The 10704-nt window shown below is 58.0% G+C and carries 15 protein-coding genes and 3 pseudogenes; 17 read left to right on the top strand and 1 reads right to left on the bottom strand.

Translation table 11 applies throughout. The annotated features are described in order from the left end of the window. The first annotated feature begins 171 nt into the window (after positions 1-171). The 4 genes from DUT91_RS23795 (at position 172) to DUT91_RS23780 (ending at position 3628) form a co-directional block, all read left to right on the top strand. Positions 172-834, top strand: coding sequence for a 3-oxoacyl-[acyl-carrier-protein] synthase III C-terminal domain-containing protein (locus DUT91_RS23795; RefSeq protein WP_114442886.1), 663 nt, complete (start codon positions 172-174; stop codon positions 832-834). 44 nt (positions 835-878) lie between these two features. Beyond that, positions 879-1184 carry a hypothetical protein gene (locus DUT91_RS23790; RefSeq protein ID WP_114442885.1) on the top strand — a complete coding sequence of 102 codons (306 nt, stop codon included), beginning with the start codon at positions 879-881 and terminating at the stop codon, positions 1182-1184. A gap of 48 nt (positions 1185-1232) precedes the next feature. Beyond that, the gene (locus DUT91_RS23785) at positions 1233-2471 is read left to right on the top strand and encodes a pyridoxal-dependent decarboxylase, exosortase A system-associated (RefSeq protein ID WP_114442884.1); all 1239 of its coding nucleotides are present in this window, start codon (positions 1233-1235) and stop codon (positions 2469-2471) included. Positions 2472-2575: 104 nt separating this feature from the next. Next, positions 2576-3628, top strand: a complete 1053-nt coding sequence (locus DUT91_RS23780; protein ID WP_114442883.1) for a helix-turn-helix transcriptional regulator — start codon at positions 2576-2578, stop codon at positions 3626-3628. Here the strand turns inward: DUT91_RS23780 and DUT91_RS23775 are convergent. Next, a complete protein-coding gene (locus DUT91_RS23775) occupies positions 3603-4661 on the bottom strand; it encodes an alpha/beta hydrolase family protein (protein ID WP_114442882.1) in 1059 nt (352 codons plus the stop codon). The genes DUT91_RS23780 and DUT91_RS23775 overlap by 26 nt on opposite strands. A gap of 99 nt (positions 4662-4760) precedes the next feature. Between DUT91_RS23775 and DUT91_RS23770 the strand changes: the two are divergent. From DUT91_RS23770 to DUT91_RS23695, 13 genes and pseudogenes are all read left to right on the top strand, one after another. Then, positions 4761-5057: pseudogene (locus DUT91_RS23770) on the top strand (DUF4158 domain-containing protein); the annotation flags it as partial. A gap of 623 nt (positions 5058-5680) precedes the next feature. Then, positions 5681-6283, top strand: a complete 603-nt coding sequence (locus tag DUT91_RS23755) for a methyltransferase type 11 (RefSeq protein WP_114442881.1) — start codon at positions 5681-5683, stop codon at positions 6281-6283. Continuing rightward, complete coding sequence (locus DUT91_RS23750) at positions 6280-6591, top strand: hypothetical protein (protein WP_114442880.1); 312 nt, start codon at positions 6280-6282, stop codon at positions 6589-6591. Before DUT91_RS23755 ends, DUT91_RS23750 begins: the two co-directional genes overlap by 4 nt. A gap of 76 nt (positions 6592-6667) precedes the next feature. Further along, positions 6668-6934 carry a type II toxin-antitoxin system prevent-host-death family antitoxin gene (locus DUT91_RS23745; protein ID WP_114442879.1) on the top strand — a complete coding sequence of 89 codons (267 nt, stop codon included), beginning with the start codon at positions 6668-6670 and terminating at the stop codon, positions 6932-6934. Further along, the gene (locus tag DUT91_RS23740; RefSeq protein WP_245419976.1) at positions 6927-7346 is read left to right on the top strand and encodes a hypothetical protein; all 420 of its coding nucleotides are present in this window, start codon (positions 6927-6929) and stop codon (positions 7344-7346) included. Before DUT91_RS23745 ends, DUT91_RS23740 begins: the two co-directional genes overlap by 8 nt. Positions 7347-7354: 8 nt before the next feature. Continuing rightward, positions 7355-7567, top strand: coding sequence for an antitoxin VbhA family protein (locus tag DUT91_RS23735; protein WP_114442877.1), 213 nt, complete (start codon positions 7355-7357; stop codon positions 7565-7567). A gap of 190 nt (positions 7568-7757) precedes the next feature. After that, positions 7758-7988, top strand: a pseudogene (locus DUT91_RS27595) (adenosine monophosphate-protein transferase); the annotation flags it as partial. 158 nt (positions 7989-8146) lie between these two features. Further along, positions 8147-8875 carry a hypothetical protein gene (locus DUT91_RS23725; protein WP_245419972.1) on the top strand — a complete coding sequence of 243 codons (729 nt, stop codon included), beginning with the start codon at positions 8147-8149 and terminating at the stop codon, positions 8873-8875. Beyond that, positions 8875-9246, top strand: coding sequence for a hypothetical protein (locus tag DUT91_RS23720; RefSeq protein WP_114442874.1), 372 nt, complete (start codon positions 8875-8877; stop codon positions 9244-9246). Before DUT91_RS23725 ends, DUT91_RS23720 begins: the two co-directional genes overlap by 1 nt. Before the next feature lie 78 nt (positions 9247-9324). Beyond that, positions 9325-9510 carry a hypothetical protein gene (locus DUT91_RS23715; protein ID WP_114442873.1) on the top strand — a complete coding sequence of 62 codons (186 nt, stop codon included), beginning with the start codon at positions 9325-9327 and terminating at the stop codon, positions 9508-9510. Then, positions 9504-9773: an arginase family protein gene (locus tag DUT91_RS27590; RefSeq protein ID WP_114442872.1), complete on the top strand. Its 270-nt coding sequence runs from the start codon at positions 9504-9506 to the stop codon at positions 9771-9773. The genes DUT91_RS23715 and DUT91_RS27590 overlap by 7 nt, the downstream gene beginning before the upstream one ends. After that, entirely contained in the window at positions 9763-10308 is a 546-nt protein-coding gene (locus DUT91_RS23705; RefSeq protein WP_114442871.1) for a GNAT family N-acetyltransferase, read from the top strand. The genes DUT91_RS27590 and DUT91_RS23705 overlap by 11 nt, the downstream gene beginning before the upstream one ends. Positions 10309-10578: 270 nt before the next feature. Further along, a pseudogene (locus DUT91_RS23695) lies at positions 10579-10704 on the top strand (ATP-binding protein); the annotation flags it as partial.

Raw genomic sequence — 10704 nt, 5'->3', positions numbered from 1 at the left:
TGCCGGCGGCGACGATTGCCTCAAGCCGAGCCCGATCGCCGGCGGTGACGTCAAATGTGATCCCTGTGCGCATAGGGAATCGTCGCACATCCGACATTGGATTCATTCGTCTCGATCAATCAACTAGTTCACGCCCATACGGGCGCGGTAATAGGGACTTTCGGGCAATCCATGCCAGCCATTCTTGCGCGGCGGCTGCGCATTGATGCGACCATGGTCTTTGGAACATGTCATTATAATTGCGTGAGCGTGCTGAGCGCCATTGATTTGGCTGAACACATTCTGGCGCATGAGGATGAAGACGCCAGAGTGTTGATTTTGGTCGGCGAAAATGCCCGGAACATGGAAATCCGTATTATCCCGAATGTTGCTATTGTGGGAGATGCGGCCTGCGCCGCGTTGGTACGGCGCAATGGCGACAACGACCGCCTGCTCGGACTTGCTATCCATGTCCACAGTGGCTTTTCCGAGGGGATATGGCTTTCGGGCGCCTCGAGCGCCAGCCGCGCCTACGACGAGTACTTCCGGACATGGTTATCCGAGGTGATTGAAGACGCTCTCGGCAAGACCACCATCGGGCTGCACGAAGTCAGTTGGATTTTGCCGCATAATGTCAATGTCTGGATGTGGCGCAAGGCGGCCGCTTTTCTGGGTTTCCCAATTGAGCGCGTCTTTTTGGAAAACGCTCGGCAATTCGCCCATTGCCAGGGTGCCGACATGCTTCTCAACCTGGAAGAACTCAAACGTAGCAAGTCTCTCAGAAAAGGCGACTATTACCTCATGGCTACCGCTGGGGTCGGCGGCATTTTCGGCGCAGCGGTATTTCAGCACTAGCGCCACTCTAGCAGTACGCACATAAGCAAGGAAAGGAACTATCCATGAACAGCCAACTTGTCCCAAACGCGGGAACTCTCCTGACTACAGGCAGCATACTCAAGATCTGGATGATAGAGTTCTTTATGTGCGAATTGATAATAATCCTCTTTGTGGTTCTCAAACCGTCGACAAACGCATTTACGATGTCAATCGGCAAGGGCATCGTTGCGTCTTCCGGTGACAAATTGACCGACTTCATAGTTCTTTCAATCTTCGTCTGCCTGTTAACCGCATTCACTTCCATTTTGCTCTGGGCCGGACAGACCGTGCTGAGCTGGATTGCGCCGTTGACCTTCCGCTTGCGTTGATCGCCGCCAGCCTGATTCTTCGCAACTCATTGAGTAGATATCTTCACCATGAATAAATCAGCGCATGCCATCGGCAATCCCTTTCCGGTTATCGACGACTGTATGGTCGTCGGCGGCATACCTATCACCCGGCTGGCCGAACGCGTCGGACAAACGCCCTTTTATGCCTATTCCCGCAGCAAGGTAGCAGCACAGGTCGAGTTGCTGCGCAGAGTTATTCCGGCCGATATCAAGCTTCATTACGCAATCAAAGCCAATCCTTTTCCGATGCTCGTCCGCCATGTAGCCGAATTGGTCGACGGTTTAGACGTCGCCTCTAGCAGAGAGATCAACCTTGCACTCGATACAGGCACGACGGCCCACGACATCAGCTTTGCTGGTCCGGGCAAAAGGGATGCCGAATTGCGTCAAGCTATCGCCGCCGGCATCCTCATCAACGCCGAGTCTTCCAATGAAACGCGGCGAATCCACGCTATTGCCCAGCAGCTTGGAATTTGCGCACGCGTAGCCCTTCGCATCAACCCTGCCTTCGACCTGAAAGCTGCAGGTATGAAGATGGGCGGGGGCCCGAAGCAGTTCGGCATCGATCAGGAAGAGATAGCTGGGGTGCTGAACGACTTACGCCAGCGCGACGACTGGCTCGCTTTTGAGGGTTTTCAGCTCTTTCCTGGCTCGCAGAATCTCAACGCCGACAATATTATCGACGCGCAAAACGCAGCGCTCGACGTTGTTGCCGCGCTGGCTGAGGCTGCGCCCGGCCCAGTGCGATGCTTTAATCTGGGCGGCGGCTTCGGCGTACCCTATTTCCCCGGAGACCGGGAGCTTGACGTAGTCCGCGTAGGCGAGGCCATGCATCGCCTTACGGAAAAAGCGAAGGCAGTGCTTGGCGAACTGGAAATTGTGCTCGAACTGGGTCGTTATCTTGTCGCATCGGCCGGCCTCTATGTAACGCGCATCACTGACCGAAAAATTTCGCGCGGGGAAATATTCCACATAGTCGATGGCGGCATGCATCATCATCTCGCGGCCTCGGGGAATCTCGGACAGATCGTGAGGCGCAATTATCCCGTTCTGTGCGGGAATCGCGTCAATGGCGTAAGCCGGGAGGTTGCCACCATTGTGGGGCCGCTTTGCACCCCACTGGACCTTTTGGCCGACAAGATGGAAATAGCGACGGCCGATGTCGGCGACCTGGTTGTTATCCTGCAGTCTGGCGCTTACGGTCTGAGCGCAAGCCCTGTCGGCTTCCTGAGTCAGCCGTCCGCGCTTGAAGTGTTGGTGGATTAAGTAGTGGAGTTTTCGGGGCACTCCGATTCCATCTTCTGCTTCGAAGTGATATAGCCCCTACGGGCTATGGCGCATTGCGCCGCAAGCTTCGGGGAGCGTAACGAATGCCAAGCGTACCACTGCCATTCGTCACGGCGCTACTGCTCATCATTTTGTTTGTGCGGCTGATACGGCAGAGCGAGCCCGCCCTGCGCTCGGCGACGGTTTTTGTCGGAGTATGTGCGCTTCTTTCTGCTGTAGTGGGCCTGCGCTGGACCTTTGACAGCCAAGCTTTCCGCTTTATCCAGCCGATCGCCGCCGCGCTGCTACCGGCTAGCGCTTGGCTAGCCTTCGCCCAGCTTGCCGGTCGGCGTATGCTGGCGCGCAAGTGGGTGCATGTTGTGCCAATTGCCCTGGTGATCGTCCTATCCGCTACATGGATGCAACTGCATCCGCCGATAGATCTTGTTCTGGCTCTGATTTTCTTCGGTTATGGAATTGCGATTTTGCGCCTGAGCCTTAAAGGCGTGGACACGTTCGGTGCCGCTCGTCTGGCCGATGCGCCGACGGCGCGCAATGCGGCGGCCATTGTTGGCTTTGCATTAATCCTGACTGGTATTATCGATGTTCTTCTTGCGGGCGACTTCGGTTTTTATCGGGGCGCGCACTCAGCGCTGATTGTGGCGATCGCTAATATGCTAATGCTGCCTGTCATCGCCTATGCGATTGCAATGGTAGGCCTGAGCGCAGCGCCCGCCGATGCGATGGAGAATGCGGAGGAAGCTTCGATACACTCCAACTCTTCCGAAGCGTCTGACGCCGACTACACCGGAACGCTGGAAGCCATCGACCGACTGATGCGCGAGAAAAAGCTGTTCCGCGATCCAGACCTTACGCTGGATCGGCTCGCGCGGCGTGCCCTCATTCCTGCGCGGCAGATTTCAGCTGCGATCAATCGCGCCCATGGCAAGAACGTATCGCAGTCCGTCAATGATTATCGCATTGAGGAAGCCAAGTCGCTGCTTCTGAATACCAATCTTCCGATAACGAGCATCATCTTCGACGTTGGATTTCATACCAAGTCTAACTTCAATCGCGAATTTCTCCGCCTCACCGGCATGACCCCAAGCGGTTTTCGTGAGCGCAACGAACTCAATCGGACGTCTTCGCCGGAATAGTCTCAGCAAGGAAGGGCAATATCCGCTCGACAGTTTGACGATGAATGGCGGCGCGTCCGATCGTTCCACCATCCCGGCATAAAATAACGTCGGCGGGCGATTCCTGCGCCAGTATTTTTTCTGCTTCCGGCTTGCAAAGCTGGGTGAAGCTGAAATGCATCGCATCGATGATCTCGGCATGCTGGACAAGGTTGCTCGGCAGGTATTGCATCAAATAACCCGATTCCATCTGCGCGGGCAGACCACCCATTTCTGTCCCAGCACTAATAATGAGAAACGGCTTTCGAATGCGCTCCAGACTGTCGGGCGTAAAGCCGCGGGCCATTCCGATGTCGAGTGTCACAAATGCGCCGATACGGCGGTCGCGCATGTCGGCATCAAGCGGGTTCTCGGTACCAACGCGCGTGGAAATACCGAGCTGCCGCGACAATCCGCAGGTAAATGGATCTGGGTGGCTGCGACATTCGGCGGCAAATCCGTCGGCGTCAAAGCGGGCGCCGGCAAGCGCCGCCACCGTCCACGCGCCGAGCGAATGGCCAATCGCGGCAATGCGGCTTGAATCGATTCGCCCAACTGACACCGGCTCAGTCAGCAAAGTGTCGATGAGGCGGCTGATATCACGTGGACGCTCCCATAGTTTCTCCGCCTCGACGGGGTTCATGTTCACTATCGACGTCCCGGGATGGTTCGGAACCGCTACAATATATCCGTTCCTGGCAAGCTCGACGGCCAACCAGCTGAGACTGCGCCAACTACCGTTGAACCCATGGGAAAGGAGTGCCAAAGGCCGCGCCGCCTTTCCAGATGGTGGCGCATCACGATAGGCACTTACGCCGTAGAGGATCGCGTTTTCGCCGATAATCTCCGGCGCGCCGTGCGCTCTGGCTGGATACCAGAGCGTCGCATGAAATGGTCGCTCGCTGGCCGTCCGATCGACCACTTCGATCTCGCGATAGCCGACCGCCTCGAGTGCATGCGCGGGCGAAAGTGAGAGGATGCCTAGCACTGAAACGAGTAGCAGAAATTTAATCATCAATGGAGCTCCAAATTTGTCATTGCGCATTTCTGCCACGTGCCCGCGCAATTGGAGACCTGAATCGCGATTTAGTACGTGGCAAGCGCCTACACCTAAAAACCGGAAAACAGGCTCGGCTTTGCCCTGCAACTTTGCGCATTGCGATATCCGGGCCGTGTGTTGGCTACGGGCGAGATGATTCCGCGCGAAGTCCTTTCCTTTATTGGCGCTCAGCTCGGCATTCCGGCCGATGCGCTTCTCACCTATGCCACCCGGCGTCAGACCCGCCAGCAGCACATGGACACGCTACGCGAAATCTACGGCTACAAGACGTTCTCGGGCCGTGGTGCCCGTGATCTGCGGGACTGGCTTTTCGATCAGGCTGAAGATGCCAGATCGAACGAGGACCTTGCCCCCCATGGTATCTACTCAGATCCCTATCAGACTTAGAGAATATTAAGCGAACGTTGGAAGAACGAAGGGCCAATTTTGAAATGGCGGCCGCTAACGCGGCTTGGTCCCCTTTCTTAAAGGGGGGAAAGACGTTCGGCCGTCTCTCCCCCGCAATGGTGAAAACCGGTCTCCCCGTCCTTCCGCGCTCGAGCCCGCCGGCGCCGCCGGCGAACCCTCACTTGTGCAGGACCTGGCGCGAGGATCCGCATGCGCGGATCTTCGCTGGCCCTTCGGGCGGGTGATCCCTCCGGTTTTGCTTGTTGCCCCCCTCTCTCCGGCCGGATCGCCGACTGCACGGGAGCAGGAGCGGGGCTCCTGCCCCTTGCGGGACAGGAAGACCGCTTCGCGGGAAAAAAGGAGAGAAACCATGCAGATTGACGCCACCTACAGTCCGGAAGACAACAAACTTCGCCTTTACGCGTCGTCCCGTCTCGACGCTGAAACCTTTGCGCGCGTGAAGGCGGCGGGTTTCAAATGGGCTCCGAAACAGGAGCTATTCGTCGCCCTGAAGTGGACGCCGAGCCGTGAAGATTTGGCAATAGAACTTGCCGGCGAAATTCAGCCGGAAGAAATGACGATTCGGAATGAAACGGCCTGCCATCTATTCGCGCCCGTCAAAGCCGCTCACCATTCCAGTGCAGAGGCGCAGCTTCGGCGCCGTGGAACTGATAGAAGTGTCCGAGCCGGTTACGGTCGACAAGTTCACGGAATGCCATGTCACCCCGTCAGATGTTGCGGCGCGCATGGTCGAATATCTCGGCCCCCAAGGTGATTATCTCACCTTGGAGCCGAGCGCGGGCACGGGGCAACTGACCCGCGCCCTGCTCGCTGCCGGACATAGCCGGTATGAATTAACGCAGATCGAGCGCCACACGCCGCTTGCGAGCGGTCTTCATCAGTTCGGGCCGGTCATCAACCGATGTTTTTTGGAATGGGCGGCAGAGGTCACGGGACGGGTGGAGTTTCCCCGCATCGTCATGAACCCGCCATTTCGTGAGGTGCGGAAGCATGTTGCGGCCGCCCTCACGCTGCTAGGGCGCGGCGGGCACTCCGAACCGGCCCGCCTGGTCGCCCTCGTCCCGATCACGTTCAGCCACCCGGACGCGGAGACGCTGGAGATTCTGCCGGTCGATACATTTACCACAGCGAAGGTGAACACCAAGATTGTCAGGATTACAAAGCCATGAGCCGCTACTACATCAGCCTGCACAACAAGGGCCGCACGGACGGCGGAGCCGTCATCGGCTATGACAAGCCGTTGCGCACGTTCTTTCTGCAAGGCTTCTTTGACGAGGAGTCCGACATTGACGAGCCGGAAATCTGGCTTGGAACCTGCCTCGAGGAATTTCCGACGCTGGAATTTATCGTGGAAGAAGCCCGGACACGCGACTACGAGATCGGCGGCCTGAAACATGTCGATGTTATCGCCATGCTGGCCGAGGCCGGACACAAGCATGAGCCGACGATTTGGGAGCGGCTTGGGCTAATCTTTTAGGCCAAAAAGGTCAGTAGAACCTTGCGTTATTCTGGGTTTTCTGTATTATCTTGATAATCAAGGAAAGGCGAGTGCCATGACCAACAAAACCGTTTCGACTGCCGAGTTTATGCGCCATTTCGGGCGCTATCACGATGAGGCCAAGCGTCACCCCATTACCCTCACCAAGCACGGACGCGCTTCCGTGGTCGTGGTGCCTATCGAGCTTTTTGAACGCATGACAGGTAACGAAGACCCACGCCGCGCCTACGGCGCAGGCGAGATGCCCCGTGACCTGGCCAATATGTTCCTGGAGCAGCTAGAACTGGATTCCGCCGACTATCAGGCATCGAATGATGACTGATCGTTTCGGCAAAGGTGATATCGTCGGTTATCCCTATCTATGGCGCTGGCAGGAAGAGGAAGGCCGCGAGCATGGCGAGAAGGACCGCCCGGTCTGCCTGATCCTTTCCAAGCGCGACGACAAGGGTAACACTCATGTCCTGTTGTTGCCGATTTCGGCAACACCGCCCTTCGAGGGACAGGCCGCCCTCGAAATTCCAACGCTGGAATTGCAACGGGCGAAACTCTCGACCTTCAAGCGCGGCTGGATCACCGTGAGCGAGTGCAATTACGATATCCTGGAAAAATCGTTTCACTTCGACACCCGGCAAAAGCCGCGCGGCAAATTCAGCGGCCTCTTTCTTGAGGGAGTCCGCAAAGCCTTTGCGCCGTTCCTCGCAGCAGGAAGCGCCCGCGTAGACCGAACACGATAGGAGCTCACATGGCACTCGCACTCAAGCCCAAGGCCCCGGCCATCACCCCCGAGGAAATGCAGCGCCGCCGCAAGATGGTACGCAGCGCCTTTCGGTCGAATGCCATGGAGGGCCTTCGACCGAACCCGGCCTGCCAGCCGGTCTTTGACGCCTACATCGTCGGCGAGATCGAGCTTGACGAAATGATGCCCCGCGTGAGGGCCATTCTTGGCATCAAGTAGGCATGTCGTTCACGCTTGCTGACGGCATCACCCTCAAAAACAAGATCGGGGCCGAGACACACGACGCGCTAGAGGCGGCCGAGCATCCGGTGATCGCGATCCGGTTGATCGAGCTGCGCGACGGTTTCGGCCCGAGGCGACATTCGACGCGGCCTCTTTGCAGGCGCTCCACAAGCACCTGTTCCAGGACGTGTTCGAGTGGGCCGGACATTTACGGCACGAAACCTTCACCTTCGACGACGGCATGCAGGCTTCAATGCCCGCCATGCACAAAGCCGGCGGCAAGGATTTTGCGATCGGCAACGAGATCGACAGAGGCTTGCAAAGCCTCATGTCGGATCTCGAAAGCCGCGATTTCCTGCGCGGCCTTGATCGCGAGACCTTCTCCCATCAGGCGGCGGAGGCCTTCGCGCAGATCAATTCCATCCATCCTTTCCGAGAGGGCAAGGGCCGCACGCAGCGCGAATTCTTCGCTGCCCTGGCCGAAAGGGCAGGGTACCCGCTCGAATTCGGCGTGATTTCCGCCGAACGCATGGCGTTTGTCTCGATCGCGGCCCATGAGGACCGCGATCTAGCGCCATGCGTCGCATGTTCGCGGAAATCACGGACCCCGAGCGCGTCAACGCGCTCGAGGTCGCGCAGCAGGCCATTGAACGCTTCCGGCCGGCTCAGGCGCCGCATGTCACGGCATGGGACGGCACCTACATGGCAACGACCGAGCCGGGGCAGGACTATAGCGGCCGGTTCAGCGGCGCGGCCGGCCCGAACTTCATGATGCAGAGAGATGACGGCGCAATCATCATCGGCAATGCCGTCGATCTGCCGACACCGTATCCTCAATCCGGCGCGCAGTTCGCCTTTACGGCGTCCGATCCCCGTGCGCCTCAACTGGCGCAAGAACAGTCACGCGCACCGCTCATTGCCTCCCTCACAGAGTGGCCGCAAGGCGTCGAGGCGACTGTCGCCGCCCGTGTTGAAGCGCGGCCATCAATGGAAGCGGCAACGGGCCGCCTGGAGGCGGCCGTCGCCGCCGTCTGGCAACAGCCGCAAGCCGTGCTTGCCGAGTTGCGCAACCGTGTGGACGTCCAACAGACGCCTGTTTCCGCCTTCGCGAGCGACATGCGGACAAAACCGGATTCGTTCGGAGAGCTCCACGGGGCCGAAACCTCTTCGGCCGCGACGACGCCGCCCGCGAGAAGGCGCTTGCCGCCGTGCCGTTGGCCGTCGCAGCACTGCACGACTATGGGCAGGTGCGTTCCACGCTTACCGCCGACCTCACTCGCGACGAAGAGCGGTTCCGGTCATTGATGCGCGAGCCCATCAATGACCTGTCACCCGCCGCCCGCGAGCTCGTCGGCCGGATCGAAAAAGCCCCGGCTCATGAAGTCAGCGCGCTTGTCCGAAATGGCGATCACGAACAGACATTCGGGGAACTGCGCGGCTTCATTGCAAGCGTGCGGGAGCGCTTCGGCGTTCCCGGCTCGCTTGAGCTCGACCGGGATCGTCTCGCGCAGGCAATCCCGAACGCCACGCCCGAGCGCGTCCGGGCGTTCTCTTCCGGCTTTTCCCGCGCCGAATTCATCGCTTCCCGCGTCGTTACCGTTCAGCAGGCCAACACCTTGCAGATGACCCAGGACAATCAGCACAGCCAGAGCAAGGGGAGAAGCTTCGAGTTTTAGTTGCAGACGGTTGCAAGGCGATCCAGCATCTTGCTAAGTATCGCAATTAGTCCAGCAACAAGATCGAGGCTCGTCCGCATGAAGAAATCCTGCCTTGCCGCCTTTGCGCTCATCGCCGTTTCCGGCTGCACCACACACGACTACACGGCAGTCTGCCTCACTGAAAAAGGGCCTATCAGCGAGGGCGCAACCTACCAAGGCAAGACCTGTAGCAAGCCAGAGCTCTACAATCTCGTCGAAAAGCCCAACCTGGTGATGTGGTAGCAGCAGGGATATGCAGGTTACATACGCATTTATCAGTCGACCTCGACATTCTCAACCCGGCCGTTGCGCCCAACGTCAGCGGCCCCATCGGGGGCGGATGGTCGGTGGAACAATTGATAGCGACGATAAGAAGTATTCTGCGGGCTGAGACCGTCAACAGCGTCTCGTTTGTTGAAGCCGGCCCAACAGAACGCCCGGGGTCCAGGGTCAACTGCCGAGGAAATCCTATCCGTATTGAGCGAGTAATACCCAATGTCACATGACTGCAATCTGATTGCGATCAACGAATATGAGATAGATCCAGCCAAAACCACCAAGATTGTCAGCCTTTTGGACGAGTGTTTTCCTGATACCTTCGACGGGAGGTCTTACTTCAAGCAGTTGCCGCACTTTCGTTATCTGGTGTTTCAAAATGAAGCTCTGATTGGTCATATGGGAGTTGACCACCGCGTCATAAAGGCTGGAGGCAAGGCTATTCGGATATTTGGAATTATTGACCTTTGCGTTAAGCCAGATCATCGCCGTACCGGCATTGCCGGACGTCTCTTGCGTTCAGTTGAAGCGCTTGCAGAGAAGTCCAACGTGGATTTCCTTGTCTTGATGGGCGACGACGACACTCTTTACAAATCGAACGGGTTCGAACACGTTTCGCCAGCAATGACGAGATGGCTCGCTGTGGAGGACGTAGAAAGCGTATCCGTCATAGAAAAAGATCTTTCTAATTGCTTTCTTATAAAGGGCATGAAGTCTGACAATTGGCCAAAGGGCAAAATTGATATGTTAGGGCACCTCTTTTAGTGACCGGCCAGGATCCGGGGCACGCGTGCCGGTCAAGGCGCTGAAGCGCTCCGATGGGGCCAAGGGCGGCCTGCCTGCGTACGACCCGGTGATGTTCAAGATCATGGTTCTGCAGGCGCTTCGCGATGGCTTTCTGCGCTGCTTGGCGGAATGTTATCGCCCGGAAATCTGCCCCGGTTACACGATGACGTTCTCCGTAGACGCCATGATTTTGAGCAAATATCGCGGTAGGGATGCCCATTGCTGGGCACCCCCCGCACAGATCCGGACGAGCGGAGAGAGAACGTCATCGCTCTCGGCCCCAGCGGCACGGGCAAGACGCATGTAGCACTCGGCCTGGGCCTGGCCGCCTGCCAGAAGGGATTGTCCGTCGGCTTCACCACGGCCGCAGCCCTG

It is taken from the genome of Paramesorhizobium salinisoli (assembly GCF_003335045.1).
GTDB classification, from domain to species: domain Bacteria; phylum Pseudomonadota; class Alphaproteobacteria; order Rhizobiales; family Rhizobiaceae; genus Paramesorhizobium; species Paramesorhizobium salinisoli.
This window is presented reverse-complemented; position numbering and strand designations above follow the sequence as displayed.